The organism is Rhodoferax sp. ZS1R8 (genome assembly GCF_056521325.1).
The window spans coordinates 95,999-121,769 of sequence record NZ_JBWMBA010000002.1 but is presented as its reverse complement, the minus strand read 5'-3'; the positions used below and the strand labels follow the sequence as shown (position 1 = coordinate 121,769).

Below are 25,771 nucleotides of genomic sequence, written 5' to 3'. Positions count from 1 at the left end.
TCGGGGGGCGGCGACCCGCGCAGCGGCGGAGCGTGGGGGCTTATTTGTACTTAGCGTCAATATCCCAGACCGCAGTCTGGATCAGGCGCTGGATCATCGTGTCCAAGCCGACGCCACCCTTGGCGCTCTCGGAGATGCCCATCACGCTGGTGCGCGTGGCGCCGACTTCCATCTTCAGTTCCTTGTAGCCCTGCGCCACCTGCTCAGTGGTGCTGGCATTCATGATCTTGTAGCGCATGCCGATCAGCCACACGCCAGTGGAATCGCCAGTCTTCACAGAACCCACGACATGACCGGTCGCGGCACCCGCACGGGTACCCGACAGCGATCCGATCAGACCACCGATAGCCTGGCCATCAAAGCCCTTGGAGTTCTCGGCAATCTGCTCGGCCTTCAGGATGTCGAATTTGACAATCCACTTCGTGGTCTTGAGTTTGCCAACCTGCATGGTCTTACGGGCCTGGGCGACATTGCCCAGGTTGTAAGCCAGCGTGATTTCGTTCAGCAGGTTACCCAGGTTGGCCCGCTCCAGCACCGTGAAGTTGGCTTGGGACAATTCCAGCTCACCAAAATCGGCAATATTGTTGGGGGAGAATTTTTGCGTGAAGGTCGCGTTCGCGCTCTTGATCTCGCCGGGGATGACGATCAGCGCGGGGCCTTTCTTGCTCGCGTTCTTGTAGGCAACTTCCTTGTAGGCTGCGGCGTCGGCTGCGGCATTGGCCTTATTGGAGGTAGATGTACCAGCGTTAGGCGAAGGGTTGCCAAATGTGGGACCAGCCCCTTGTGCGGGCGCAGCCTGAGATGTATCGGCAGCCTTAGGGGCAGTCTCCATACAACCCGACACTAGCAACGCCAGCGTGGAAAAAAGAAAAGCAATGGACAGCGATCGTATGCGCATTTTTTGTTACACCCCAGTTAAAAGTAGCGCCGACTGGCGCAACCGGCGAGTCTACGCCTTTCCGAGGGTGAAAATACGGTCGGCGGGGCAGCCAAATGGCTATGCGCAAACGACACAAAACAACCGAAATCGGGTGTAAGCAGTGCAAATGGCGGCGTTTAGAAGAACGCTACGGCTCCATCGGTGCTACATATTTGATAGCTGCTTACGCTTTCTGGACGATGGCTACAGCCAGATTCAACCTAAACCATTCCGGCCGACAGCGGCTTGCCGCTAGGCGGGCCGCTGAACTATTGCGCGGGGACAATGATGACGCTTTCGCGCACCAGACCGCCGCCCGCAACGCTGCCGTCCACGCGTGAAGGGTTGAGCACCCGAACCTCGCAGGCGCTGCGTTCGTCGCCTGTGAATTCGCTGCAACGCTGCACGGCGTTGTTGCCGAATTGCTTGGGCGCATCGCTCAGGGCGCCGCGCTTGGCTTCCGCAAAGGCATTGCGGGCCTCGGTGCGACAAGTTTTCACGTCTTGCTGGGACCGCCCGCTATCGCAGACGGCCATTTCCTGGCGGTAGCGCTGCTCCGCGCTGGAGACGTCTGGCGACGAACCGGCGGCAAATGCGGCCCCGCTGGCCAAAACCAGTGTGGCGGCAGTCAGCGCAAGGTGGCGCGCAACGGAAATATGGCAAGTAAGTGTATTCATGGTCGTGGCTTCCTCTTGTTGGAATGCCCGAGAGTAGGTCGGACGCTGGTGCTTGTATGTACGCCCCCGAACAAAAGTCCAAGTTCGCAATGCTCCGGGGTGTCGCGCGCTACCAACGGCCTGACAGCCTGCGCCAAGATGGCCCGCTATTTGCATGGGTCATGCGACAATTTCCTGACCATTCATTCAACAAAGAGATTCCCCATGCAAAAACTCGCCCGCTCAGGCCACAACCGTTTTTCGCCAACGCCGCTCATGGTCGGCATTGCACTACTCTGGCCCATGGCCTTTGCCATGGCCCAGACCACAGCACCCGCAGAAACTGCCTCCGCACCGCAAGCGGGCGTGCTGCAAGCCGTGACAGTGACAGCCGAGCGCCGCGCAGAGAACATCAAGGACGTTCCCAGTTCCATCTCCACCATTTCCGGTGAAAAATTTGATGTACTGAATACGGGTGGCATGGACATCCGCATGCTGTCGGGCCGCGTACCCAGCCTGAACATCGAATCGTCGTTTGGCCGTGCGTTCCCGCGCTTCTACATCCGTGGTTACGGCAATACCGACTTCCGCTCCAACGCCTCCCAGCCCGTCTCGCTGATCTATGACGACATCGTGCAGGAAAACCCCATCCTGAAGGGCTTCCCCGTGTTTGATGTGGACCGTATTGAGGTGCTGGCCGGCCCACAGGGCACCCTGTTTGGCCGCAACACCCCCGCTGGCGTGGTCAAGATTGATTCGGTCAAGCCCTCCAAGACCACCGACGGTTACTTCAACGCGTCCTACGGCACCTACGGCACAGCCGCCCTGGAAACGGCCTTCAACCTGCCGCTGTCCGGCGAATGGAACGCCCGCATCTCGGCGCAACTGCAGCACCGAGACAACTGGGTCAAGAACGACAAAGGCCCGACCAAGGATCTGGAAGGCTATGACGACCGCGCCGTGCGCCTGCAAGCAGCTTACGATGGTGGTGGGATCTTCAGCGCGTTGATTGGAATCCACAACCGCGACCTAAATGGCAGCGCACGTTTGTTCCGTGCCAATATCATCAAACCGGGCAGCAACGAGCTGGTGGATGACTTCCATCCATCCCGAATTCAAACTGACGGCGTGAACTCTCAGAACCTGAGCATTAAAGGAGCCAACCTTAAGTTGAAATGGTCGCTCCCAGATTTCATTTTTTACTCGATTACTGGCTATGAAACAGTCAGCGTGTTCAGTCGCGGAGACATTGACGGCGGCTACGGCGCGGCGTATTTGCCGGTCAGCGGACCTGGAGTGATTCCATTCTCTGTCGAATCAGCTACTGGCATCCGCGATCATCAACAGGTGACACAAGAATTTCGCCTGGAGTCAAAGACCCGAGGTCCTTTCAGTTGGCAAGTTGGCACCTATTTCTTCCGTGAAAAGTTGGGTTTTGACAGCTATGGCTATAACTCCTTGGCTAATAATGCTCAAACGAGTGTGTTCGTGAGTGACCAAACTACGCAAGCCAATGCACTATTCGGAAGTGTGGCCTACGCCGTTAGTTCGGACCTGAAAGTTCGGGGTGGCTTGCGCTATTCGCAGGACAAGAAGTCGTTGATTAGCCAACCCGGACCTGTAGCTAATGCTAGCAATGGCTTGGGTAGCGATACAAACGACAGCCAGGTCACCTGGGACCTGGGAGCAACCTACAAGCTAGACAAGGACTCGAATTTGTTTGGACGAGTCGCCACGGGCTACCGCGGGTCTAGTATCCAAGCCCCTCAAGGTGCCCCGTTAACGCAGGCCAAACCGGAGACTATTCTTTCCGTTGAGGCCGGGTATAAGGCAGACCTGTTTGAGAAGCGAGCCCGTACGTCGATCAGCCTGTTTCACTATGACGTAAAAGATCAGCAACTGACGTCTGTAGGTGGTTCCGACAACACGGTGAGGCTGGTGAGCGCCAACAAAGCGAGCGGGGATGGGATCGAGGTCAATTTTGATTCCTACATCACGCCCAATTTTTTGGTAACTTTCAGTGGGAGCTATAACGATACAAAAATCAACGACCCTGCATTGGCCATCGGTATTTGCAGAACTTGCACGGTTCTAAACCCCGTACAGACTTTCGGCACAGGTAAGTTTGCACTGGTTGACGGCAACCCGTTGCCTAACGCACCCAAATGGATTGCGAATGTCACTGCACGCTACAGCATTCCTACCTCCGACGGTGGTGAGTACTTCATCTACACCGACTGGGCTTACCGCAGCCAGACTAATCTTTTCTTGTACGAATCTAAAGAATTCACCGCACCATCTTTGCTGGAAGGCGGCCTGCGCTTGGGCTACAACTGGGGCAATGGTAAGTATGAAGCTGCGATCTTCGGCCGCAACATCACTAATCAAGTAAAGATAAACGGCGCCATCGACTTCAACAACCTGTTGGGTTTCGTCAACGACCCGCGCACCTACGGCGTGCAGTTCAAGATGTCCCTTTAAACAGAAACTATCGGCCCACGCTGGGCATGGCATTGCCGCCATGGCCCAGTCTGGTAGCCAGAGCGCGGGCATCGTCTTCGCTGGACAAGTTGGCAAGCTGCACCACATAGATGCGCTTGCCAGCTTTTTTTTCGGGCTGGAATTGCGCAGCGTAACCCTGGTCGCGTAATTCTTCGTATAGCGCCATGGCTTGGGCAAACGTGGTCTGGGTATCAAAGCGCAGCTTCCAGGAACCATCCACACTGGAGCCACCGGCACCGCGCGCAATATCGGTTTCGGCTACCCATTGGGCCAACTGGGCGTCCGGCACCCGGCCGATCGGCAAGGTAGGTTCCCCCTTGGGTGCAATATAGAACTGCAACGGCTGGTCCAGCACCACGGGTGAAGAGCTTTGGCCGCCCACCGGGTCGCGTGAGACCTCAATTTTCCCTTCCAGCAGACAGACAATCTCTTTGGCACCCCCCTGTTTGCCCCACAGGTCGGTGCCGCGGATCCCGGCCGTCACAGTGGCCAAGCGGATATCCACCTCGCGGCGGCTACGCGCTTTGGACAGCGCATTCGTTGTGAAGCGAAAGGCACCGGTCACGACGCTGATCGCCGATTTCAGGAAAACGTTGCCATCCTGCCCCTCACGGCGCGCCAACAAGGTGTCAAACCCCAGCTGCGCGCGCTCACCCAGCTTGATCTTGCTGCCCTCGGGTAGCGTCAGCAGCACGCGGGCATCTGCCCCGGTCTCGATACGGTCACGCTCCTGCAAAACCATGCCGGCAGATAGGGGTTGGCGGCGGCCCAAACGCTCCAACCATGCCGGACTGACGACACCATCCACCACGGCTGCGGGTGGCTCGGCAGTTGACAGCGCAGCGGGGGCTGCGTATGCCGCCTTAAACCACACCAGCGCTACCAGCGCCAAACACGCCTTTGAAGACAAACGTCCCATGCTCTTCTCCTCAATTGGTTCACCGCCAGAAATCATGCCACCCCTGCATATACGACGCAGATCACCATCCGGATGCAGGGTGGTCCAGAAATAGACAAAACGGTATTTGCGGCCTTCGCGCGTTGGAAATCCATATACTGACCAGTTATGAAACTGGACACCCTCAGCCTCCAGGAGTTGATCAGCCTGGCGGCCTACGGCAACCACGCCAGCTTTGCGCAGCTCTACGCCCGCACACACGCGCATCTGTTCGGCGTTGCCGTGCGTATATTAGGCAACGGCCAATCGGCCGAAGATGTTTTGCAAGAGGCGTATGTGAGTATCTGGAAGAACGCAGGTGGCTATCGCAGCGAGGTGGGCGGGCAATCCATTCAACCCATGACCTGGTTGATTGCGATCGTGCGCAACAAGGCACTAGACGCCCTGCGACTGCGCAGCCGCCGCAAGGAAAGCGAGTTATCGCCGGACGATGAAGAGACCTCCCACACGGCCGCGGCATCCAACGCGCAGGCCAATCCCAGCGCAGTGCAACTGCTGGAGCAGGCGACCGAAGCCCTGCACATCGGCGCCTGCATGGGCGCGCTGGAAGGCACGCACCGCCAAAGTCTGGCGCTGGCCTACTACCAAGGCTTGTCCCACACTGAAGTTGCCGCCCAGATGGGTGCCCCGCTGGGCTCGGTCAAGGCGTGGATACGCCGCGGCCTGGAAAAATTGAAGGCCTGCCTGGCGGACCAGGGAGTGGTCGCATGAGGTACACCCATCCCGATCTGTTGGAGCACTTGGCCTCTGCCTATGTTCTAGGCACGTTGCGCGGCGGCGCACGCCGGCGGTTCGAGCGACTGCGCGCGGACCGGATAGATATTCAAGCCCAGGTCACGCTGTGGGAAATGCGGCTGGGCGAACTGGCTTTGTCAGTGCCACCGCAGACGCCGTCCGCCAAGCTGTGGCCGGCAATTGCAGCCCGCACGCAGAAGCCCCAGGAGCAACTGGCTCCGCTCAAGCCACCGGCATGGCTGGGCTGGCTGATGCCGGCAGGTTTTGGCTTTGGCGGGCTGGCCGCAGGAATGTTGGCGGCGGGGGCACTGTTTTTTATGGCGCCGACACTTTTTGTATCCAGTGAGCAGATAGCCATGCGTGCGGGGGAGCGTCTGCCACCGAGCTATGTCGGCCTGTTGACCGATACAGCGGGCAACGGCAAGGTGCTCGTCAGCTCGCTGCGCCACGGCAAGACGATAGCCATCAAAATCATTGGTCCTGTAACTGCGCCGCCCGCAGGTTATATGGTGCTGTGGGCCCATCCTACAGACGGGGTTCCATTCGCGGTCGGTACGGTGCCCGCCCAGGGGTCGACCATTTCTTCGCTCCCGGATACCTCGGAAAAATTGTTTTCCAAAGTAAGCAAACTGACCGTGACATTGGAAACCGAAGCCGCCCCTTCACGCCAGCGCGGGCCAGTGGTATTCAGCGGCAACTGCGCCAAGCTGTGGTAACCGGCATCACGGACGAACCCTACTCGTCGTTGAGCCGGGGCGTGGACTGGCCTTCGGCAAGTTCTCCGGTATCAGGGTCCACCCAGGCGGCTACGCCAATTTCATCCTCCGCCTCTTGCAGCGTTTCACCAGGTTCGGTAACTTCTTCCTCACTCGTCGACTGCATATGGGCCAGTGCAAGCTCCAGGTTTTCGAATGGGCCGAATTCCTGGGTGCCGTCGGGGGTCTGCCAGTAGTAGCCATCCGGGCGGTGCATCAGGTCGCCCACCTCCACCTCGGTAATCTCTTCATCCGCATCCTCATGCAATGCATCGGTCGCTGCACCCGCAGCCAGTTCGTTCGCCATTTCGTTCTCCAGTCACAGCAATGCTATTGACTGCATCCTACTCCCGCGCAAAGGCCCTCACAACAGTCCCACTACTGGATAGCGCAGCCACTCTGGTTCGTTGAAACGCTTTCCATGGGCAAAGATGAAATCCAGCACCGCAGTCTGGTCGGAAATGCGTTCGGGGTACTCCCGCTTCCAGTCCTCGAAGCGGGTCCGCAATTCTGGTTCTTGCTGCAACATCTCCAGCGCAGTATCTTCGAACACGTAATCCGAATACGCTTCCTTCTTCTCCAGCACGCTGTTGAAAAATCCCCAGCGGAAAAAGCTGTCGTGGGCCTGTGGCTCCAGCGTCTCTACCGCGTAGCGAGCAAGAGGCTGGGCCAGGTCTACCAGTACGTCGCCCGCATAAGCCTGAACGGTTTCGGTGTGCGCGGTGAGCTCCACCGTGTCGTGGAACATATGCCCCTCGTAGGGGCGCTCGCGTGACTGCACGTGGGCAATCCGGTACACCCGGGCCTGCACCAGTTGATTGGTCTGCAGCCGCTGTAGCTGCACACCGTTCCATTGCAAGCGCTCAATGACTTCGCGCCACGCCTGGGGTATCAAATACTGTTTGGGTGTGGCTACTTCCAGTGCTGCGGAGCAGCGGTTGAACCACGGTATGTCACGCTCCCAGGGCTGGTTGCGGTCATACGCCAGACGGTTGTAATTACCGAGCACACTGGGTCGGTAGACCGCTGCGTAGCCCTTGAAACGGAAGGTCGAGGGGCGTTCAGTATCGGGCTGCCACAGCACCGGCCAGCTGCGACGCTCTGCGGCATTCTTCCGGGCCACCTGGCGCAGCGCCTGAATCTGCGCGCCGTGGTCGACCGTGAACTCCAGCACCACCTCCACCAGCGTCCGCATGGCCGCGTAGCGGTCGGCAAATGGCTTGAGCATGTGCGTCTCTGGCATGAAGCCAATGCAGTGGTGCAGCGCCGCGTAGCCAGTGGAAAACCGGGGTACTTCTAAAAAGTCTTCTATGCCATCGTCGGGTGTGGCGCGGACCGGATTGACATAGGGGCAGGTTGGCCAACCACGGCGGGCCATGTTGCTGTAGATATCCGGAAGCATGGTGTCGCGCAGGAAGTCACCCAGTCCACCCCCCAGCTTGTCAGTCTGGGTGTTGATCAGCGTCATCGTGTAGTGGTAGTCCGCGCCATTGGAAGTGTGGGTGTCGACCATCACGTCCGGGTCCCAGGCGCTAAAGAATCGGTTGAAAGCCTGGGCCGCCAAGCTGTCGCATTTGATGAAGTCGCGGTTCAAATCCAGGTTGCGCCCGTTGGCCCTGAAGCCAAAGTTTTCCGGACCCAACTGGTTCACACGCGAAGTCGATTGGCGGTTGAGGCAGCCGTCCACGTTGTACACCGGTATGAACAGGAACACGGTCTTGCCCAGGGTCTTCAACCGATCGGGTTGGGTACAAAAGTCCCGCACCAGCGCCATGCAGGCATCTATGCCCTCGGGCTCGCCAGGGTGGATTCCGTTGTTGTTGAAGAAGACCGGCCGGCCATCTGCCTTGATCTGCGCACGGTCGCCAACACCGTCGCTGGTGACCACGCCCGCATGCAGCGGCAATCCGTTGTCAGCTATGCCGATCTGGAAGAAATGCAATATGCGGGGAAAGTCCGCGGCAAGCTTCCCGTAGAAGGCTATGCAGTCATTCCACTGGGTTGTCTGGTTCTGGTTGCCACGTTCATAAGGGGTGAGGTACTGGCCGGTTGCGCAGGGCGCCATGGTGCAAACTTTCTGTCGTGAGGCGATCGTTATAGTCTAGGGGAAGCGGTCAACACTTTTTCCACGCCCGAGCCACTGCACAAATATTTTCCATGGACCCACATGCCGTCATTCGCAACCTGTGGCTTTTGGGTGGATTGACACCCCACGCTTTGGAACATCTGGAACTTGAGGGCGCAGACCCGGTTTTCGCCTCGTCTTTTGCAGTAGGTACCGCAGCGCAAACCAGCATTGCCGCAGCGGCCCTGGCAGCGTGCGAATTGGGCCATGCACGCGGTCAACAGCGCCAGACGGTGGGCGTAAACATGGCGCATGCGGCAGTGGAGTGCGAGGGCTGGTTCAGCGTTGACGACAAGACCATTGATGCGTGGGACCCCTTCTCGGGCCTATACGCGTGTGCCGATGGCTGGGTGCGTCTACACGCCAACTTCGCCCACCACCGTGAGGGTGCACTGGCACTGCTGGGGCTGTCTGGTGCAAGCGCTCAGCGCGAGGACGCGCAACGCGCCCTGCGCAGTTGGAAGGCGTTGGGTTTTGAACAGGCCGCGGCCGACAAGGGCTTGGTTGTTTCCGCATTGCGCAGCTTTGCACAGTGGGACGCCCACCCCCACGCGCAGGTAGTGGCGGCGCAGCCGCTGCTGACCATAGAACGCATAGGAGATGCACCTCCACGCGAACTACCCAAACTGCAGTCAGACCAAAGGCCGTTGACGGGGCTGCGCGTGCTGGACCTGACCCGCATCGTCGCCGGCCCGGTCGCGGGCCGTACCCTTGCGGCGCTAGGCGCAGATGTGATGCTAGTCAACGCACCCCACCTGCCCAACATCGGCCTGATCGCCGAAAACAGCCGCGGCAAACTCTCCAGCCACATAGACCTGCGCAACGCGGCAGACAGACTGGCGATGGATACGCTGGTAGCCAACACCGATGTCTTCGTGCAGAGCTACCGCCCGGGCGGCCTGCAAGCGCTAGGTTACGGTGCTGAAGCCTTGGCTGAACGGCGGCCCGGCATCGTCGTCGTGTCTTTGTCGGCGTATGGAAATCAGGGTCCGTGGGCCCAGCGGCGCGGTTTTGATTCTCTGGTGCAAGCTGCCACTGGCTTCAATCTGGCCGAGGCCGAAGCGGCCGGCTCACCCCAGCCCAGGGCTCTGCCCATGCAGATCCTGGACCACGCCAGCGGATACCTGATGGCCTTTGGAACTGCGGCCGCCAAGCTGCGGCAGTTGCAAGAAGGCGGCAGCTGGCATGTGCGCGTGTCCCTTGCACAAACGGCACACTGGCTGCGCGGCCTGGGCCGCATTCCCTCAGGCTTTGCCGTCACCGCACCGGATCGGCAGGTTTATTTGGAAACCTACGCATCGGGCTTCGGCACACTGGTGGCAGTGCGGCCCACGCCCCAGCTGTCACGCACACCTGCACTGTGGAGCCGCCCCTCGGTGCCACCCGGTACGGATGCACCAGCGTGGCCGACGCGATCGGTTTGAATACTCAGCTGCAGTGCGTAACTTGCGCCACATGGCGGCCGGGCAGCAGCTGGCGGCCATAGGCCAGCAAGCCTTCGCAGAAGTGGACCAGGGCCGAGCCCACCATGCCCAAGGCCTGGCCAAGATCCCGCAGTGGCTGCGTGACGGCATGGGGGTTGGGTACAGCCAGAGCACATACGCTGGCAGGTGCCGGTTCCCACTCAAAATAGACGGCTTGCTGGTCAGCACGCTCGAAAGGTTCCAGCACGAGATGTTGACCGGGACCAACCGTTAACTGCTCGCCGGCGTGCAGAAAGTAGTCTCCCGACTCGTTACCGGCACCGCGGTGTTCGGCGTCTAGCGTGACCCATACCTGGCCTTGCGCCACACGCAACAACCCGGCTTGGCGCGGCTGCAGGCTCAGCGCGCGCCCGGGGGCCAACTTCCAGATACCGCGAACGGCGTCCTGGCTTGTTGAGGCTTGGAAATCCAGGAAATTGCGGCTTGACATGGTGCGCTCCTTTGTTGCGTTTGATGCCTGAATGATCGCGGGATAACCCTTGATCGTCCAATGAAAACGGGATAAGCTATTCATTCCAATTTCGCATCAATACCTTTCTGCTCTGCCCTATCACCCATGCAGCATTCTGAAAACCATCTGCGTACCCGCCCCATAGCGGTGGGCCACCTGCGCGCTTTTGAGGCCGTGGCCCGGCACCTGAACTTTCGCGCAGCGGCCGAAGAGCTGTCGCTGACGCAGAGTGCGGTCAGCCGCCAGATCCAGGCCATGGAAGAAGAGGTGGGCGTACCCCTTTTCTTGCGCCACACCCGCGCCGTGGAGCTGACCGGCGCTGGTGCCCAATTGCTGCGCGCCGTGCTGCCGTCGCTGGACCGCCTGGACAGTACAGTGCGCCTGATACGCCGCAGCGCGGGCCGGCGCAGTGTCACGATCAGCACTTGGGCATCGTTTGCGTCCATGTGGTTGATTCCCCGCCTGGAGGATTTTCAAAGCGCGCACCCTGACATCGACATCCGTATCGACGCCAGCGATGTGCCGGTGGACATGGAGACCGCCGACATTGACGTGGCCCTGCGCTATGTGCGTCCGGCACAAGCCCCCGCCGGCGCGGTGCGGTTGTTCGGAGAGCAACTAACCCCGGTGGCCAGCCCGTGGCTGCTCAAGAGCGGCCATCCGCTGAAAAAAGGCAGCGACCTGGTGCACTTTGGCCTGATCGAGGCCAGCGACTCGCACCGCACCCAAAACCTGGAGTGGCTAACCTGGCGGCGCTGGCTGGACACGCACAACTTCAAGACGCTGGAGCCCAAGCGCTGGCTGTATTTCAACTATGCCCACCAGATCGCGCAGGCCGCACTCACCGGCCAGGGCGTGGCGCTGGCCCGCATGCCGCTGGTGTCTGACAGCCTGGCCAGCGGCGACCTGGTCGAGATACTGCCGAATATGCGTCTGGACTCGCCCATGGTTTACTGGCTGATCGTCGGTCCCCGCGCCGGCGGGCGCCCCGAGATCGTGGCGTTCTGCAAATGGTTGCAAGCCCAGGCGGAACGGACACGCGTGGCTATCGGCGACGTACCAGACCCCGACACGGTGGACGACCTGAATTAGCCGCGTCAGCCCTGCACTGACAGCGGCTGCGCGTGCCGCTCAAAGTGGGCCAGGTCGTAGTACTGGCCGTGCAACAGCATGCTGCGCCGCGATAGCCCGAACTGCACAAAACCATTGCGCTCCAGCACGCGCGCAGAGCCCACATGCCCGGACCGCACGACGGCCTCTATGCGGTCAAGCTTCAACGTTCCAAAGGCTTCTTGCAAGGCCAACCCGACGGCCTGACTGGCGTAACCCTGGCCCGCGCAGTCTTCACCTATGCGGTAGCCGATGGTGGCCTTGTTGAAATAGGGCCGTGCCACAGCGGTGAAGTTCACACGGCCTATGAGCCGACCTCCGAGCTTGACGAGGAACTGGTGGGCGGTGTCGCGCAGCCGCTCGGCCTGGGCCTCAGCCATGGCAGCGCGTACCGCACCGATGCTGTAGTAAGAAGGGTCACGCGCATTGATCCAGTGCTCGAAGTAGGCGCGGTTGGCATTTTCAAACGCCAGCAACGGCTCGGCGTCGGCCTCTGTGGGGTAGCAGATTCGAAGCGCGGTCATGCGCCAGTATTGTATTTTGATACCCGTCGGCTGGCTTCTGGAGACTGGCGCAGCTTCCCAGCCCGCTACGCTCCACGCGCTCCCTAGACTCCCGCTATTGATCCATCCGCCTGTGCCCGGTCCAACTAACCAGACTTTCATGCGTAATCGCACCACTCCTATTTTGATAGCTGCTCACGCTACGCTGACGAGGCCTGCAGCCCTATTTCATGAAGATGTCTCCCGGCGAGACGCCGGCTAAACAACCGGTTTGGTATAAACGCGACCACAGCAATTGATTGGCAGGAGGACACCACCATGGCCGAGACTACGCAAACCACAACCGCGGTTCCCACATTTACCTTGGCTCCACCCGAGGTCCTGACACCGTTGGCGGTGGACGTGGCAAAGGCCGCTGTCCCCATCCCCAAAGAGACCCAGGCAGCAGTGGACGACCAGGTCGACCGCTTCATGGACGGCCTGCTGAAGGAAGACGTGCAAAGCGAAGCCTTCAAGGCCAAGCTGGACAGCGCTTTTGCACTGGGCCGTGAAGAGGTGTCCATTGCATCCAGCCTGATGCAGGGCCGCCTGATGCAACGCAACTTTGCCGGCGTGGAAGACAGCAGCGCCTTCAAAGCCATCCAAGACATGCGCGGACACCTGGATGAGCTGAACCCCGGCAAGGAAGGCGACCTGTTCCAGCCGCAAAAATTTTTGGGCATCATCCCTTTCGGCAATAAGTTGCAGGCTTACTTCCGCAAATACCAGAGCGCTGGCACGCAACTGCAGAAGAGCATGCAGCAAATCTATGCTGCACGCGACGACATGCAGCGTGACGTGGTGGACATTGAAGCCACCCGCACCAAGCTGTGGGAGGCAATGCAAAAGCTGTCCGCCGCGATCTACTTCGCTGAAACGCTGGACGCCAAGCTGGCCTCCAAGGTCGACGCACTGCAGGCCACCGACCCCATCAAGGCCAAGGCCTTGCAGCAAGAAGTGCTGTTCTATGCGCGCCAGAACCTGCAGGACATGATGACGCAACAGGCCGTCTGCACCAATGGCTACCTGGCGCTGGACGTGCTGAAGAAAACCGGCCGCGAAATGATGAACGGCTGCTCACGCGTGGCCACTACCGGCATGAGCGCGCTGGCCGTCGCGCAAACCGTGGCACGCGCCACCGGCAACCAGATCCAGGTCATGGAAATGCTGTCGGGCGTCAACACCTCCATCAACAACCTGGTCGCTGAGACCGGCCGCCAACTGGGTAACCATGTGGAAAAAACGGGCGAGTTCTCGCAAAACCCCCTGCTGGGTATTGAGAAGTTGAAAGAAATGTTTGACCAGACCTTCCGTGCCATGGATGCCATGGACAATTTCCGCGCCAAGTCCATCGAAGTCATGGGCCAGAACAACGCGATGATGAAAGAGCAACTGGCCCGGGCCGATCAGTACATCGACCGCACCCGGCAACAACAGGCGCGCGAGGCCAGCAAGCAGGCTTTGAGTGGTCCGGTTGCGCTGTGATTAACTGACCTATAACTTTTGAACAAGGGATTTCTATGGCTACGCAATATGTGATGCAACGCGACACCTCGGGCTGGCGCACACAGGTCTGGCTCTCATTTGGCTTGGCCCTGGGTGCAAGCGCCATCGGTGTGCTGATGCTGCCTGGCCAGGAGCTGGACCGCGCCTTTTTGGCCATTGGTCTGGTCTTCTGCCTGTTTTCATCCTTTGCGGTAGCCAAGACCATCCGCGACAACCGCGATGGCCAGGTTGACACTGCGTCGTGGGTCATGACGGTGTGGATTGCGTTTGCAGCCGCCTTCAGCCTGACGGCCTGGGGCCTGTGGCGCATGAATATTGGCGATTGGCAAAAAGGCTTCATGGTCGTGAGCTGGCTGTTCCTGGTCAGCAGCACATTCACGGTTGCTAAAACCGTGCGTGACAAGCATGAAGCCGAGTTGATGGACCGCGCGGCCAATTCCGGCAGGGACACCAAGCCCGGGACGCTGTAAGGCGCCTGCGTCGACGAAGCAACAGCCCGGCTATCCCGGGCTGTTTGCCTTTGCGGCTAGAAACCGCTGCTGCCGCAGCAGCGCTTCGCCTGCCAGCTGTGTCAGTTTCGACTCGCGGCTATTCAGTTGCTGCTGAATCATCTGCAACTGGTCCTGCAATAAATCCAGCGCTGGTTTGCTGCCATCGATCACCAGACTGGCCCGGTCTTTCAGCGGCACTTGCAGGCAGCTATTGATGGAGTCGGGAATATAGCGGCGCACTGCTTCGCGCAAATACAAACTCTCTTCGCTGGCCATTCCCCCGTCCACCTGGGTCGTGCCCAGCAGCGCCATGCAGCGCACTATCGATTCCTTCAACCGGGTCAGGCTGTCCACTATGGCCTGCGGAGCCTGTGCTGCCATCTTCTCCATGACCGCATCGAGCTGGGCCAAGGCCTCCGGATCTGCCACATCGGGGGGTAGGCCCGCAGCAGGTGCGCCCACCGCACGTGGCTGCCCGCGCCGGCTGATGACAGCCCAAGCCGCAAAACCAGCAAGTGCCACGGCGCTGCCGCCCATGACCACGACCGAACTCTGTATCACGCCCAGCCCCAGGCCCGTGGCGCAGACGGTGCCGCCGATGGCCTGCAGAATGGTTGTGGGGGTGGGCAACGAACCTGCGGATGCCGGTTGCGCAGCCGCGGCAACGCGCTGCGACAACGGCGTACCCAAGCGGCGTTTGGCCTGCGCCTGGCTGACGCGCTGCAGCACCGCCTGCGACACGGGCGGCTTCGCAGCAGGCGCAGCGGTTGTGCGGCGGTTGACCGGGCCACTGGCCGTGGCATAGTTCTTACTCTTCTTCGGTTCGTTCATGGTTCACGTAGAGACATGTGCGGGAAATCGCCTGCACAGCGTTTGGCCGCTTCACATTTTGCGCGATACTGCGCCGATGAACAAAGCAGGCAAGGCGATTGTGACAGTGGGGCTGCTGGCGATCTTCGGCGCAGCGGCCTACTTCTCGGTGTACCAGACGGGGCGACAACCCGCGTCCGACGCATCCGGGTCCCATGTGTTGAGCGGCCTGGCGGGCAAGCTGACGGGCGCTGTGCCGGTGGAGGAAATCTCGGGCTTGATTGCCTTGGATGTGGAGCCCTACTTTCAGGACCCACGGGTGCAGAAGGCACTGGCGGCCAATGGCTTCAAACTCAACGTGCAACGCATTGGCTCGCGCGACATGGCCGCACGCGTCATCCCCGGTCAGACGCCGGATTTTTTCTTCTCGTCCGGCGTAGTGGCGGCCAACCAGATCGGCGACGCCGCCAAAAAAGCAAACATCGCCACCACCGCCTACTCGCCAATTTACACGCCGATGGTGATTGCGTCCTGGACGCCCATTGCGCAGATCCTGGCGGCCAACGGCATAGCCACAGAGTCCAGCCCCGGCGTGTGGCATGCCGACCTGGCCAAGCTCACACAGCTGATGCTGGACAAGAAACGCTGGAAAGACCTAAAGGGCGCTAGCGCCTACGAGGTGAACAAGAGCGTGCTGGTCTCCACCACCGACGTGCGCAAGAGCAACTCTGCGGCCATGTATCTGGCGCTAACCAGCTACGCGGTCAACGGGGGTGAAATCGTCACCGACCGCGACACTGCACAGAAGTCCGCCAAGGCCGTGTCGGGTCTGTTCAAGCGCCAGGGCTACCAGGAAAATTACGTCAACGGCAATTTCGACGACTACGTCTCCATCGGCATCGGCAAAACGCCAATGGCCTTTATCTACGAAAACCAGATCGTCAGCTACGCGCTCGCAAAGAAAGGCCTGAGCCCCGGCATGGTGCTGATCTACCCGCAACCCACGCTGTTCAACAAGGTGGTGTTTGTCGCCGCCAGCGCGCGGGCCAAGAAGCTGGGCGAGCTGCTGTCCACCAATACTGAACTCCAGCAGTTGGCCGTTGACTTTGGCTTTCGCATCTCCGACAGCGCCTACTTCGCGCAGGCTGCCAAGGCAACCAACCTGGCCGTCGAAGAGCGGCTGACCCAGGTGATCGACCCACCCAGTTTCGACATCATGGCGGAGATGATTGACGCCATCACCCGCGAAATGGCGCAGTAGACAAAATAAAGGGAGACACCATGCAACAACAACACCATCCACACCGCACGGCACGCTGGGCATTGGCCCTGCTGGTAAGCGTAGGCCTGCTGGCCTGCAACAAGCAGCCGACAGAGCCCGCTAAAACTGCTGCCCCCGCAGCGGTAGTGGACACCTTCACCGTGTTGGCCACCACCGACCTTAAGGACGCGCAGCCGCTGGAGAAGATGGTGGAAGACGCCACAGGCGTCAAACTGCGCTTCAAATACGGCGGCACCATGGAGAGCACCGAGGCCGTGCAGACCGGCCAGGCCAATGTGGACGCGGCCTGGTTTGCCAATGCCAAGTATTTGTTGTCAGACCCGCAGGGCCAGGCGCGTGTCAAGTTGCAAGAGAAGATCATGCTGTCCCCGGTCGTGGTGGGTGTCAGCGAAAGCCAGGCCAAGGTGCTGGGCTGGGATCAGCCTGATGTGGCCCGCAAGGTCACATGGAACGCCATTGCCAAGGCCGCGCAAAGCGGCCAACTCAAATACGCACTGTCCAACCCGGCAACCAGCAACCAGGGCTTTATGGCCCTGATGGGTGTTGTGGCGTCGGCCGCGCAGAAATCCGAAGCACTGACCGCTGCCGATGTAGACCGTGCCGCCATTAGCGGCTTCATCAAAGGCTACAAACTGGTGGGCGACAACAGCAGCTACCTCAGTGAAAAATTCATCGAACAGCAAAACACCCGCGTCAACGCATTCATCAACTACGAGAGCTGGCTGCTATCACTGAACCAATCGGGAAAGCTCAAGGAAAAGCTGACGCTGATCTACCCCTTTGAAGGCGTGGCCACGGCCGACTACCCGCTGATGCTGCTCAACGATGCCAAGCGCGAGCAATATCTCAAAGTGGTGGCCTACCTGAAGGGCGATGCGGCCCAGACCTGGTTGGCCAAGACCACGCTGCGCCGTCCAGTGAATGCAGAAGTGGTCAAGGCGCAGGCCAGCCTTTTCCCGCAAGACAGCATGCTGGTAGAACTACCCTTCTCCACAGACCGCCCGCTGGCCGACGGCCTGATCAACGCCTACCTCAACGAATTCCGCACCCCCATTGCGTCTACATTCGTGCTGGATATCAGCGGCAGCATGAACCAGAACGGCCGCCGCCAACAACTGGTGGAAGCCCTGCAATATATAGCCGGTGACGACGCATCACTGACCGGCCGCATCGCCCGGTTGACCAGCCGCGAAAAGGTCTGGATGCTTCCCTTCTCCGAGCAGGTCTATGCTCCGGTGTTCTTCGAACTACCCGGCGTGCAAAAAGTCGCCACAGGTAGCAAGGGTTTGGCCATGGCAGCCGCAGACTCGGAAGCCAAGCAAAAGGTGTTGGGCCAGGTGCGCGATTTTGCCGAAGGCCTGCGCATGAGTGGAGGCACCGCACTCTACGACGCGGTGCTGCAAGCCCTGGTCAATATGAATGAAGAGCGCCAGAAGAACCCCGGCTACCAATACTCTGTAGTGGCGTTCACCGACGGCGAGGTCAACAAGGGCCGGGACATGGCCCAGTTCAAGGCCGCCTATGCTGCGCTGCCCGAAGATGTACGCGCCATCCCCGTCTTCATGGTGCTGTTTGGTGAGGCCAATGAGGCCGCGTTGAAGGAACTGGTTGCCACGACCGGTGGCCGTGTGTTCGACGCGCGCAAAGCTTCGCTGTACAGCGTGTTCAAGGACATTCGGGCGTACCAGTAGCGCTACTCGCCCCGCATGAACAAGATCAGTAATTTCCTGCAGTCGCCCGCCAACTGGGGCGGCATTGGATTGTCGACGCTGGCCTTGGTGCTCAGCAGCCTGGGCCTGACGCAGGTGGGTGCGGGTGCGCTTGCGGTGCTGGGCTACGCCGCGGGTTTTGGTGTTGGCGGCATGTGGTTTGGCTTTCCTAAACTGTCAGGTACGCCGTGGGACGCGCTGGAGTTTGCCGACGAAGGCGACGCCCGCACCAGCATGCTGACCGCCCTGAATGCGGTACGCCAGCTGGTGGACCACAACCCCCAGAACCGACTGCCCGCCAGCTTGCAGGCCAAAGTGCTGGACCTGTGCAAACAACTGAATGGTTTGCTGGACCAATGGGAGCGCAGCAAAGGCCACCTGTCGCTGGAGGAAAGCTTCCATGCCCGCCACATCGCCCTAACCTATCTGCCAGACGCGCTGAAGACCTACCTGTCTATCCCGCAACAGTTTGCGATGACCAAACGCCTGACCAACGGCCATACCGCGCAGGAGACCTTCACCGCGACGCTGGACGACCTTAACGCCAAGGTATTGCAACTCAGCGAAGACCTGGCCACCCAGGATGCGCAAGCGTTTCTGAACCATTCGCAATTTCTGCAGGAGAAGTTCAATCCGCCGCGGATCGGGTGAGAGGTAACTCGTCGCGTGCAATGGTCGGCAGATTGCGGGCCGGGCTTCACGCCTGACGGTGTTTAAGGCCAACAAATCGACGCAGAGCCCAGCCCCAAACTCGGCGAGTGATTGTGGGGGGGCTGGATTCAATGGACCGCCGGTTTGGCGGGGCGGATTCAACCGGTCGATGCAACACATTCGCTGAACATCTCAGCGAGCATTTGGTAGCCGAGCGTTTTTGCGCCGCTTATTATTCAAATGGCCATAAACCGCCCACTGCGGACCCGCCCGGTGGGTGGTGTGGGCATGACGATAAAAAGCCGTTGCCTACCCGATCAGGTCTCATGGTGTGAGCCGGCTGGCAGGCATGCGCTACTTGGCACAAGCCAGTGCCGCTGAAGGCCACTTGAAAGCAGTATGCCGGTCCGTGTTGATTAGATTGCGTGCAAATTGCCCCATGTATATAGCCGCGGGAGCGTGCCTTTGCAAGGCGGCGACGGCGGCGAACGGAAGCGAGTTGGTCTGAAGGTCCGGTCTCTCCAGCTTTTCGCTCCAACTCTCTTCGCCGGGGATCGCGCGGCATATGGTATGTACTAGAGACGAGCCGAAGCGCGCTGCGTCATATTGGGCATGCTGCTCCAAGAAGTTTTTCTCATCCGTCCCGAGATCGAAAGACCGGTGGACGGCCAAGCCAAAGTCTGCAAAGTACAGGCGGTCTCCGTCAGTCAGAATGTTATCGAGGTGCGTGTCGAAATGATAGAACCCCTGACGGCGCATGAAATCGATAGTTCTGAACGCATTCGCCTCTACGAATTGCACTGCTGCGCTCGCTGACGATTGGGCAGAGCGCAACTCCTCCAATAGCCATTGTGAGAGCGTGATTGGGAAGTGCTCAGTGAAAATTGCGATGTATGTTCGTGAGGTTCTAAGCGCTTCGAGACGCTGGCCAATGAAGGGCTTGTCTTCACTAACTGCAGCTGGGTGCGTAAGGTATTCATACGCCTCAGCACCCTCCGAGCCCGCGTCGGAGCATTGAATGACTCGCCAGTGATAGAGCAGCGGAAACTGCTCATGCTGCCCCTCAAGTACCCAACGTGAAGTGAGGATATGGGCAGCAAGCTCTCGCCATGCGCCGAATCCAGTGGACCCGATCCCGTACTGATAGTAAGGAGGTAGCTGAAAGAGGTTCGACGTGGACTGATGGCTTGCGGCATCCTTCTCTAGGCTGGTGAGTGGCACCATCTTGCAGAACACGCGTACCCCGCCTACTTCAAGCCGGGCCGTCCTGCCTCCGAAGCCGCCATTTCCGCCGGAAGCGCTTGCGAGCAGTTCAGCGATCGCCACGTCGTCAAGGCTTTCCAGTTGGGAACTGATCTCCCGGTGTCGCTTGGTGCGGGCGGCAGATGTGGTCGGTTTGATACTGAGTCTCCGCTTGGGGTTGGGTGAACTGAAGGGCCTGCCGGACTGCCGCTAGGGACGCGACGCGGCTTCATCGCGGTGCGTCTTCTCGTTCGATGGGATGGACTCCCCCGTCTTTTTGCGCAATATTTGCGTCTTGGTTTTCATTGGCGTGGAGGTCAGGTTCTTAAACAAAGGAGTCCGACATGGATGCTACTACCGTTGCTGTCGACCGGATCGCTATTTGCGTATGTTGCTAACCCATGGTGCCAGGAGCGTATCGCGTGCCTCCAAGGTGGCCGACAACGCCGGGCGAAAGGTCTGTGGGGTACGGCGTTGGGTGCTGGATGTGCAGGCCCGCCGCCACCACAACAAGGCGGTGTGCGCACTGGCCAACAAGCTGGCGCCTTTGTTATGCCACGCTCAGTGACAAGGAGCCGTTTGGTGAACAAACCGTGCGGCTAAACAAGAAGATCAGCAGAGAGAGTTTTGTGGTACGGGCCTGATTGCCAAGTCCCTGAACAGCCGTTATCAAGAAGAAGTATTTTGAACACCCATCACGGGGAGTGCCCGAAAGGTGGCAAAGAGCGCAATGCAAATAGCTACCCAAACTAATAGCATGCCACCAAAGTTCTGTACCAGCACAAACGGCGCTAGTGCGCTGGTGAACCAATGGCTAAGTGGCACAAACGGCTCCGCAAAACTTCCAGCGGGGCAAACGGCTTGCATGTCAAAAGTTGGTGGTCGACAGCCAGCGATTTCGATGACCTTGCCCGCAGCCAGCCGAGAGACAAAGGGAAAACCAAATAAAAAGCAGAAAACAATCAGGCTGCCGGTTGCGAACCAGCACAGCAGTTTGATGATGCCTCGAGTGTTTCGCATGTGCACCTTAACGCAATGTCCAGAGCAACAACAAGTGCTCGATAAACTGGCCGATGGTCGATATTTTGGTCATCAAATACACCTGAAAGTGGCTTGCAGCCTCACTTTGACAGTTCTTCGTCTCTGTTTAACGGATATCGTTATTCTGGCAGACGCAACAGGGCCGGTGGATACTAAATCATGTCTACAACCAACCAAGACTCAAATTGGACGAGCTAGCGCGATGTCGGGTGGCCTTGGGGCACCCCGGCGCTCCCGGTGGGGCGCTGGTCGAGGGCTACTACCAACCTGCGGCTGGAGCACAACCCGCACGCCCCGCAATCGCACCATCTAGCCCTCAGTGAGTACAACGCTCACCCCACAGCCGCTCCTGGCGCAGCAAGCCCAAACGCTCCAACACTGTGTGCAAGGCCGCCCGCAATCCCTGCGCCAGCGACGCCGTGCGAAGCACCACCACAACCACATCAGCATCCGCCCGGGCAACGATCTCCACCCAGGTCGGCACTTCTACACAGTGCAACGCGCCGCGAAGCATCATTGTTTGCTGCGACAGCATGCAATGATCCAGCGCCGTGTGTTGAACCAACGCCACGCTGCCGGCGGCGACACGGATGACGGTACCACGTGGCCATCGCTCAAAATGCGATTGCCCCGTGGCCAACCGCAGCTGGCTGGTTTGGAACGATTCCGGTTTGCTTCGCATACGCGACCACCTTTCTGCAGGGTTGAAAATGGCCTGCCCGTGTTTCTGCAGGCAGTAGAGGAATCGTAGGTAAATGCCGTCTTGCGCAACAGGCACAGCGGCGCACTCTCTTGGGCAGAGCAGATAGGCGGTTTGGCATCTGTTACGGTACGGTTTTGATAAATCTGTATCTGTTTTCCCCGCCTGGGATCAAGGAACATGGGCCATGGACACCGCTTCACCCTCTCCCAGCGCACAGCAGCAACCCATCTACCAGCGCCTGGCTGCGCACTACCGCGGCGCGATACAGGCCGGCTCGCTGAATGTCGGCGACCGCATGCCCTCGCTGCGCAGCCTGATGCGCCAGCACGACGTCAGCCTGTCCACGGCGATGCAGCTGAGCCGCCACCTGGAGGGTGAAGGCTGGCTGGAGGCGCGGCCGCGCTCGGGCTACTTTGTGCGCAAGCCATTGCGCAACTCGCTTGCCACGGTCAGCGAGCCGCGCATGGACGTCACGCCGGACCCGGCGCAGTACGTGGGCATCCATGCGCGGGTGTCGGACTTCATCGCCCGTGGGCGGCTGCACATGGTCAAGACCAACTTGGCGGTGGCCCGCTGCGCGCCCGAGCTGTACCCCGGCGAGGCCTTGAAGCTGGCCACGATGCGGGTGCTGCGCACGCGGCCCAAGGTGCTGGTGTCGGCGTCTTCGCCGCGCGGCAACCCGGAGTTTCGCGCCGTGCTGGCCAAGCGCGCGCTGGGCATGGGTGTGACGCTGGCGCCTGACGACGTGCAAATCACCAATGGCTGTATCGAGGCGCTGAACCTGGCGCTGCGGGCTGTGGCCCAGCCGGGCGACACCATTGCCGTGGAGTCGCCTACCTTCTACGGCTTGCTGCAGGTGCTCGAGTCCCTGGGCCTGCGCGCGCTGGAGATACCGACCAGCCCGCAGACCGGCATCTCGCTGGATGCACTGGAGATGGCGATGCAGACCTACGACAACATCAAGGCCGTGGCCGTGGTGCCGCACCTGCAGAACCCGCTGGGTAGCATCATGCCGGACGCGCACAAGCAGGGTCTGGTGCAACTGTGTGAACGCCATGGCGTGGCGCTGATCGAGGACGACACGTACAGCGAACTGGTCAACGAGGGCACGCGCGGCGATGCGCCGCTGCGCGCGATGAAGTCGTGGGACACGACTGGCAATGTCATCTACTGCGCGTCGCTGCACAAGATTCTGGCGCCCGGCATACGCATAGGCTGGATGGCTGCGGGGCGCTGGCAGGCGCGGGTGGAGATGCTCAAATTCACACAAACGCGCAGCAACGAGGAGTTGTCGCAACTGGCGGTGGCCGACTACATGGCCTCCCCCGCCTATGACCGCCACTTGCGCCGGCTGCGCAGCACGCTGCATGTGCAACGCGAGAAAACGGCGCAGGCCATTGCCAGCTATTTCCCTGAAGGCACTCGCCTGAACGTGCCCGACGGCGGGCTGTCGCTGTGGGTGGAGTTGCCACATAAGCTGTCCAGCCGGCGCGTGTTTGACGCAGCCCTGGCGCAGCAGATTCTGGTAACGCCGGGGCAGATGTTCTCCAACTCGCTGCGCTTTGACCCCTACCTGCGCATCAACTGCGGCTGGCCGCACCAGCAGGACGTGGAGCAAGGTTTGCGACGACTGGGGCAGATTGTTACGGGGTTACTGGAGGGGAAGGGGTAGGCACCGGCGTGTGCTGATCAAGGGGCTTGGCCAAGCCTGGGTTATATTCCTGGCCGCTCGGTCGTTTGTACATTCGTTTGGGCGGCTCAATAAATATTTCAAAACAGGAAGGATAGATTCATGGTTAAAAGAGTTCTCTCAATAGGTTTTTTGGCACTCACCTTAGTGCTCACAGGCTGCGCAACCCGTACAAAGATGGCATTCGAAAGCGATGACGCTAAATGGACGGAGAAAAGCAAGCCGGTCCTCCTAATGACCGCAACGATCAAAAATGCCTACAGAACCTCTTTTCAGCCTAAGCTTTTGGTCGTCCATGTTGAAAAGCCGAACGCCAAAGACCCGTCCGATCGCCTTAACTTCGTCATGGACACCAAGGCGAAGGTCGAGTCTGACAACCCCGAAGTTGGAAACAATTACTTTCTACGGCTACAGCTCGACCCTGGCGATTATGAGATTCGAGGACTTTCCAGCATGGCCGGTTCGTTCCCCATCAATGGTTCCTTTTTTGCGCCACTTCACACCAACATTACGGTGAAGGAACCGGGTGTCTACTACCTTGGCCACGTGAACGCAACCGTTCGTGAGCGACAGGGAGATGAGTTCAAAGCCGGCGCGTCGATTCCACTCATCGACCAAGCAATCGCTGGCGCCTCTGGTGGCACATTTGACATTGCCATTACTGACGACTTTGACAAAGATGAGGCGCTTTTTAGAGCGAAGTTTCCTGCACTCGCCGGTGTAAAAATCACAAAGTCCATCTTGCCGGCATTCGATCGCGCAAAGGCGCAGGCTTGGTGGCAAGCCCACTAGTTCCGCTAGACACGCCCCAACGGGTACGCTCAGCCAAAGAGCTGCAACAAGTCTATCGACGAAGACTGGCCCACCGCAGCGCCGTGGCTGGCCAGCCATTGGCAGGCACGCTGTTGGCCTTGCTCTTTCAACACCTCCAGAAACGGGCCGTGGGCCAGCAGACGGGTTTCACCCCGCTCCAGCACGGCAACGTGGCTGGAGTCAACCATGTGAAAACGCATGCCCTGCAGACGCCGCTCCAGCCGGCCCCAGGTCAACCAGCCGCTGCTGGCATAGGCCTTGGCCAGCGCAAACATCCGCATCTCGCGCACGAAATGCGCGCTGAACGCCAGCTCTGCAATGCGCGCATCGATCTCGGGCACGCTGTGCGGGGTCTGGTTGTGTCGCTGCGGGCTCAGCAGCACCAGCAACACATCGGCCGATTGGCAGTCGTAAAACAGCGGAAACACCGCCGGGTTAGCACTGTAGCCGCCGTCCCAATACGGCTCACCGTCAATTTGTACCGGGTGGTGAATCTTGGGCAGGCAGGCCGAGGCCAGCAGCATGTCCAACGTCAACTCCGTTTCCCGAAAAATGCGCAGCTTGCCGGTATTGGCCTGGGTAGCAGCGATGAATAATTTGAATGGGCTGCTGTGGCGCAGGCGTTCAAAGTCGATCTGGCGCTCCAGCATGTCACGCAAGGGATTCAATGCAAACGGGTTGAGCTGCGAGGGCGAAAAATGTGCGGCCCATTGGGCCACCAGGCGCGTCGTGGCAGACAAGCCCATGGCATCACCCTCGCCACTCGTCATGCTTTGCCACGGCATTTGTTTTCCGACTTCGGTCCAGAAGTCACTCAGGCTCTGGCGTGCGCCGTCGCGCCCGCCTAGCGCCCAGCCATGGGCAAACGCTACCGCATTCATGGCCCCGGCACTGCTGCCGCTCAGGCCTTCAAACGCTAATGCTGGTTGATCGAGCAGGGCATCCAACACACCCCAGGTGAACGCGCCATGCGCGCCCCCGCCTTGCAAGGCCAGGTTAAGGGTGCGCTGGGGATGGCGCGCCAGGCGGGTAAGCCATGCGGGGCGCTGCAAACCGGGTTACCAGGCGGCCGGAGCCGCCTTCTTCTGGTTGAAGAATGCCTCAATGGCATCCACCAGCTCCCGTTGGGCCGGGTTTTCTGGCGGCTCTATGGCAATGGCGGCCTTGACCACATTGAGCAGCGTGCGCTGGTGGTAGTCACTGAACTTGTCTGCGCTCTTAGTCAGCACGCCCGGCACTTCGCGCACATCCAGCGCACGGTGGCGCAGCAGGTGCGAGCTCAGTATCCACAACTTGTTGGCCTCTGCCTCATCCATGCTGAGGTGCTGGCACAGCAAGGCCAACACGCCTTCCTTCTGCTTGCTGGTCACCACGCCCGAGGTTTGCACGGCGGCCACTGCCATCACGCCGACCACATCCACCGGGTGATCCAACGCGTACAACGGAGGAACCATCGACTTCTTGCGCCAGCGCATGCGGTGCAAGAACGTAAACGGGTTCAACCAGCCAATGTCCACGCCATTGCGCTTGAGCGCTCCGAGCGCAAAGGTAAAGGCGACCACCAAGCCCAGCAGCTCTAAAAGAAGACCCATGGAG

At 59.9% G+C, this 25,771-nt stretch carries 26 protein-coding genes; 13 read left to right on the top strand and 13 right to left on the bottom strand.

Going from position 1 to position 25,771, the window contains the following annotated elements; all coding sequences use genetic code 11:
- Positions 1-40: 40 nt before the first annotated feature.
- Together AC097P_RS06610 and AC097P_RS06605 are read right to left on the bottom strand one after the other, a co-directional pair.
- On the bottom strand, positions 41-832 hold the full coding sequence (locus tag AC097P_RS06610) for a hypothetical protein (protein WP_479609600.1): 792 nt from the start codon (positions 830-832) through the stop codon (positions 41-43).
- A 356-nt stretch (positions 833-1,188) separates the two neighbouring features.
- Positions 1,189-1,596 carry a hypothetical protein gene (locus tag AC097P_RS06605; RefSeq protein ID WP_479609599.1) on the bottom strand — a complete coding sequence of 136 codons (408 nt, stop codon included), beginning with the start codon at positions 1,594-1,596 and terminating at the stop codon, positions 1,189-1,191.
- Positions 1,597-1,800: 204 nt separating this feature from the next.
- Between AC097P_RS06605 and AC097P_RS06600 the strand changes: the two genes are divergently transcribed.
- Positions 1,801-4,056, top strand: a complete 2,256-nt coding sequence (locus AC097P_RS06600) for a TonB-dependent receptor (RefSeq protein ID WP_479609598.1) — start codon at positions 1,801-1,803, stop codon at positions 4,054-4,056.
- A 7-nt stretch (positions 4,057-4,063) separates the two neighbouring features.
- On the opposite strand, the gene AC097P_RS06595 is transcribed toward AC097P_RS06600, so the two are convergent.
- Entirely contained in the window at positions 4,064-4,996 is a 933-nt protein-coding gene (locus AC097P_RS06595) for a FecR domain-containing protein (RefSeq protein WP_479609597.1), read from the bottom strand.
- Positions 4,997-5,143: 147 nt separating this feature from the next.
- Here AC097P_RS06595 and AC097P_RS06590 point away from each other — a divergent pair, with 147 nt between their 5' ends.
- Both AC097P_RS06590 and AC097P_RS06585 read left to right on the top strand, forming a co-directional pair.
- Positions 5,144-5,746 (top strand): RNA polymerase sigma factor, encoded by a 603-nt coding sequence (locus AC097P_RS06590; protein ID WP_479609596.1) that lies wholly within the window; start codon positions 5,144-5,146, stop codon positions 5,744-5,746.
- The gene (locus AC097P_RS06585; protein ID WP_479609595.1) at positions 5,743-6,486 is read left to right on the top strand and encodes an anti-sigma factor; all 744 of its coding nucleotides are present in this window, start codon (positions 5,743-5,745) and stop codon (positions 6,484-6,486) included. The genes AC097P_RS06590 and AC097P_RS06585 overlap by 4 nt, the downstream gene beginning before the upstream one ends.
- A 19-nt stretch (positions 6,487-6,505) precedes the next feature.
- On the opposite strand, the gene AC097P_RS06580 is transcribed toward AC097P_RS06585, so the two are convergent.
- Both AC097P_RS06580 and AC097P_RS06575 read right to left on the bottom strand, forming a co-directional pair.
- The gene (locus AC097P_RS06580) at positions 6,506-6,832 is read right to left on the bottom strand and encodes a hypothetical protein (RefSeq protein WP_479609594.1); all 327 of its coding nucleotides are present in this window, start codon (positions 6,830-6,832) and stop codon (positions 6,506-6,508) included.
- A gap of 57 nt (positions 6,833-6,889) precedes the next feature.
- A complete protein-coding gene (locus AC097P_RS06575; protein WP_479609593.1) occupies positions 6,890-8,590 on the bottom strand; it encodes a M14 family zinc carboxypeptidase in 1,701 nt (566 codons plus the stop codon).
- A gap of 92 nt (positions 8,591-8,682) precedes the next feature.
- Between AC097P_RS06575 and AC097P_RS06570 the strand changes: the two genes are divergently transcribed.
- Positions 8,683-10,074, top strand: coding sequence for a CoA transferase (locus AC097P_RS06570; protein ID WP_479609592.1), 1,392 nt, complete (start codon positions 8,683-8,685; stop codon positions 10,072-10,074).
- Positions 10,075-10,078: 4 nt separating this feature from the next.
- Here the strand turns inward: AC097P_RS06570 and AC097P_RS06565 are convergent, their stop codons facing one another.
- The gene (locus AC097P_RS06565; protein WP_479609591.1) at positions 10,079-10,564 is read right to left on the bottom strand and encodes a DUF2917 domain-containing protein; all 486 of its coding nucleotides are present in this window, start codon (positions 10,562-10,564) and stop codon (positions 10,079-10,081) included.
- Positions 10,565-10,690: 126 nt separating this feature from the next.
- Between AC097P_RS06565 and AC097P_RS06560 the strand changes: the two genes are divergently transcribed.
- Complete coding sequence (locus AC097P_RS06560) at positions 10,691-11,677, top strand: LysR substrate-binding domain-containing protein (RefSeq protein ID WP_479609590.1); 987 nt, start codon at positions 10,691-10,693, stop codon at positions 11,675-11,677.
- A 5-nt stretch (positions 11,678-11,682) separates the two neighbouring features.
- On the opposite strand, the gene AC097P_RS06555 is transcribed toward AC097P_RS06560, so the two are convergent.
- On the bottom strand, positions 11,683-12,219 hold the full coding sequence (locus tag AC097P_RS06555) for a GNAT family N-acetyltransferase (protein ID WP_479609589.1): 537 nt from the start codon (positions 12,217-12,219) through the stop codon (positions 11,683-11,685).
- A 297-nt stretch (positions 12,220-12,516) separates the two neighbouring features.
- Between AC097P_RS06555 and AC097P_RS06550 the strand changes: the two genes are divergently transcribed.
- Positions 12,517-13,722 carry a toxic anion resistance protein gene (locus tag AC097P_RS06550; RefSeq protein WP_479609588.1) on the top strand — a complete coding sequence of 402 codons (1,206 nt, stop codon included), beginning with the start codon at positions 12,517-12,519 and terminating at the stop codon, positions 13,720-13,722.
- A gap of 35 nt (positions 13,723-13,757) precedes the next feature.
- Positions 13,758-14,213 (top strand): YiaA/YiaB family inner membrane protein, encoded by a 456-nt coding sequence (locus AC097P_RS06545; protein WP_479609587.1) that lies wholly within the window; start codon positions 13,758-13,760, stop codon positions 14,211-14,213.
- A gap of 30 nt (positions 14,214-14,243) precedes the next feature.
- Here the strand turns inward: AC097P_RS06545 and AC097P_RS06540 are convergent, their stop codons facing one another.
- A complete protein-coding gene (locus tag AC097P_RS06540) occupies positions 14,244-15,065 on the bottom strand; it encodes a hypothetical protein (protein WP_479609586.1) in 822 nt (273 codons plus the stop codon).
- 76 nt (positions 15,066-15,141) lie between these two features.
- Here AC097P_RS06540 and AC097P_RS06535 point away from each other — a divergent pair, with 76 nt between their 5' ends.
- From AC097P_RS06535 to AC097P_RS06525, 3 genes are read left to right on the top strand one after another with little or no spacing between them, the layout of a single operon-like run.
- Complete coding sequence (locus AC097P_RS06535; protein WP_479609585.1) at positions 15,142-16,305, top strand: hypothetical protein; 1,164 nt, start codon at positions 15,142-15,144, stop codon at positions 16,303-16,305.
- A gap of 20 nt (positions 16,306-16,325) precedes the next feature.
- Positions 16,326-18,017 (top strand): vWA domain-containing protein, encoded by a 1,692-nt coding sequence (locus AC097P_RS06530; protein WP_479609584.1) that lies wholly within the window; start codon positions 16,326-16,328, stop codon positions 18,015-18,017.
- A 15-nt stretch (positions 18,018-18,032) separates the two neighbouring features.
- Positions 18,033-18,686, top strand: a complete 654-nt coding sequence (locus AC097P_RS06525) for a hypothetical protein (RefSeq protein ID WP_479609583.1) — start codon at positions 18,033-18,035, stop codon at positions 18,684-18,686.
- Between the two features lie 354 nt (positions 18,687-19,040).
- On the opposite strand, the gene AC097P_RS06520 is transcribed toward AC097P_RS06525, so the two are convergent.
- On the bottom strand, positions 19,041-20,012 hold the full coding sequence (locus tag AC097P_RS06520) for a hypothetical protein (protein ID WP_479609582.1): 972 nt from the start codon (positions 20,010-20,012) through the stop codon (positions 19,041-19,043).
- 304 nt (positions 20,013-20,316) lie between these two features.
- Here AC097P_RS06520 and AC097P_RS06515 point away from each other — a divergent pair, with 304 nt between their 5' ends.
- Positions 20,317-20,496: a hypothetical protein gene (locus AC097P_RS06515; protein WP_479609581.1), complete on the top strand. Its 180-nt coding sequence runs from the start codon at positions 20,317-20,319 to the stop codon at positions 20,494-20,496.
- Between the two features lie 101 nt (positions 20,497-20,597).
- Here AC097P_RS06515 and AC097P_RS06510 read toward each other — a convergent pair whose 3' ends face one another.
- Positions 20,598-20,954 (bottom strand): hypothetical protein, encoded by a 357-nt coding sequence (locus tag AC097P_RS06510; RefSeq protein ID WP_479609580.1) that lies wholly within the window; start codon positions 20,952-20,954, stop codon positions 20,598-20,600.
- Between the two features lie 331 nt (positions 20,955-21,285).
- Positions 21,286-21,651 carry a hypothetical protein gene (locus AC097P_RS06505; protein ID WP_479609579.1) on the bottom strand — a complete coding sequence of 122 codons (366 nt, stop codon included), beginning with the start codon at positions 21,649-21,651 and terminating at the stop codon, positions 21,286-21,288.
- A gap of 205 nt (positions 21,652-21,856) precedes the next feature.
- Between AC097P_RS06505 and AC097P_RS06500 the strand changes: the two genes are divergently transcribed.
- Positions 21,857-23,344 (top strand): aminotransferase-like domain-containing protein, encoded by a 1,488-nt coding sequence (locus AC097P_RS06500; protein ID WP_479609578.1) that lies wholly within the window; start codon positions 21,857-21,859, stop codon positions 23,342-23,344.
- Between the two features lie 252 nt (positions 23,345-23,596).
- Positions 23,597-24,154: a hypothetical protein gene (locus AC097P_RS06495; protein WP_479609577.1), complete on the top strand. Its 558-nt coding sequence runs from the start codon at positions 23,597-23,599 to the stop codon at positions 24,152-24,154.
- A gap of 29 nt (positions 24,155-24,183) precedes the next feature.
- Here AC097P_RS06495 and AC097P_RS06490 read toward each other — a convergent pair whose 3' ends face one another.
- Positions 24,184-25,227 (bottom strand): patatin-like phospholipase family protein, encoded by a 1,044-nt coding sequence (locus AC097P_RS06490; RefSeq protein ID WP_479609576.1) that lies wholly within the window; start codon positions 25,225-25,227, stop codon positions 24,184-24,186.
- Between the two features lie 6 nt (positions 25,228-25,233).
- Positions 25,234-25,767 (bottom strand): phenylacetic acid degradation protein, encoded by a 534-nt coding sequence (locus AC097P_RS06485; protein WP_479609575.1) that lies wholly within the window; start codon positions 25,765-25,767, stop codon positions 25,234-25,236.
- Positions 25,768-25,771 lie beyond the last annotated feature (4 nt).

Excerpts from the sequence above, each read along its gene's own strand:
- AC097P_RS06610 (WP_479609600.1), bottom strand. The coding sequence starts at position 832 with ATGGAGACTGCCCCTAAGGCTGCCGATACATCTCAGGCTGCGCCCGCA.
- AC097P_RS06605 (WP_479609599.1), bottom strand. The coding sequence starts at position 1,596 with ATGAATACACTTACTTGCCATATTTCCGTTGCGCGCCACCTTGCGCTG.
- AC097P_RS06600 (WP_479609598.1), top strand. The coding sequence starts at position 1,801 with ATGCAAAAACTCGCCCGCTCAGGCCACAACCGTTTTTCGCCAACGCCG.
- AC097P_RS06595 (WP_479609597.1), bottom strand. The coding sequence starts at position 4,996 with ATGGGACGTTTGTCTTCAAAGGCGTGTTTGGCGCTGGTAGCGCTGGTG.
- AC097P_RS06590 (WP_479609596.1), top strand. The coding sequence starts at position 5,144 with ATGAAACTGGACACCCTCAGCCTCCAGGAGTTGATCAGCCTGGCGGCC.
- AC097P_RS06585 (WP_479609595.1), top strand. The coding sequence starts at position 5,743 with ATGAGGTACACCCATCCCGATCTGTTGGAGCACTTGGCCTCTGCCTAT.
- AC097P_RS06580 (WP_479609594.1), bottom strand. The coding sequence starts at position 6,832 with ATGGCGAACGAACTGGCTGCGGGTGCAGCGACCGATGCATTGCATGAG.
- AC097P_RS06575 (WP_479609593.1), bottom strand. The coding sequence starts at position 8,590 with ATGGCGCCCTGCGCAACCGGCCAGTACCTCACCCCTTATGAACGTGGC.
- AC097P_RS06570 (WP_479609592.1), top strand. The coding sequence starts at position 8,683 with ATGGACCCACATGCCGTCATTCGCAACCTGTGGCTTTTGGGTGGATTG.
- AC097P_RS06565 (WP_479609591.1), bottom strand. The coding sequence starts at position 10,564 with ATGTCAAGCCGCAATTTCCTGGATTTCCAAGCCTCAACAAGCCAGGAC.
- AC097P_RS06560 (WP_479609590.1), top strand. The coding sequence starts at position 10,691 with ATGCAGCATTCTGAAAACCATCTGCGTACCCGCCCCATAGCGGTGGGC.
- AC097P_RS06555 (WP_479609589.1), bottom strand. The coding sequence starts at position 12,219 with ATGACCGCGCTTCGAATCTGCTACCCCACAGAGGCCGACGCCGAGCCG.
- AC097P_RS06550 (WP_479609588.1), top strand. The coding sequence starts at position 12,517 with ATGGCCGAGACTACGCAAACCACAACCGCGGTTCCCACATTTACCTTG.
- AC097P_RS06545 (WP_479609587.1), top strand. The coding sequence starts at position 13,758 with ATGGCTACGCAATATGTGATGCAACGCGACACCTCGGGCTGGCGCACA.
- AC097P_RS06540 (WP_479609586.1), bottom strand. The coding sequence starts at position 15,065 with ATGAACGAACCGAAGAAGAGTAAGAACTATGCCACGGCCAGTGGCCCG.
- AC097P_RS06535 (WP_479609585.1), top strand. The coding sequence starts at position 15,142 with ATGAACAAAGCAGGCAAGGCGATTGTGACAGTGGGGCTGCTGGCGATC.
- AC097P_RS06530 (WP_479609584.1), top strand. The coding sequence starts at position 16,326 with ATGCAACAACAACACCATCCACACCGCACGGCACGCTGGGCATTGGCC.
- AC097P_RS06525 (WP_479609583.1), top strand. The coding sequence starts at position 18,033 with ATGAACAAGATCAGTAATTTCCTGCAGTCGCCCGCCAACTGGGGCGGC.
- AC097P_RS06515 (WP_479609581.1), top strand. The coding sequence starts at position 20,317 with ATGTTGCTAACCCATGGTGCCAGGAGCGTATCGCGTGCCTCCAAGGTG.
- AC097P_RS06505 (WP_479609579.1), bottom strand. The coding sequence starts at position 21,651 with ATGCGAAGCAAACCGGAATCGTTCCAAACCAGCCAGCTGCGGTTGGCC.
- AC097P_RS06500 (WP_479609578.1), top strand. The coding sequence starts at position 21,857 with ATGGACACCGCTTCACCCTCTCCCAGCGCACAGCAGCAACCCATCTAC.
- AC097P_RS06495 (WP_479609577.1), top strand. The coding sequence starts at position 23,597 with ATGACCGCAACGATCAAAAATGCCTACAGAACCTCTTTTCAGCCTAAG.
- AC097P_RS06485 (WP_479609575.1), bottom strand. The coding sequence starts at position 25,767 with ATGGGTCTTCTTTTAGAGCTGCTGGGCTTGGTGGTCGCCTTTACCTTT.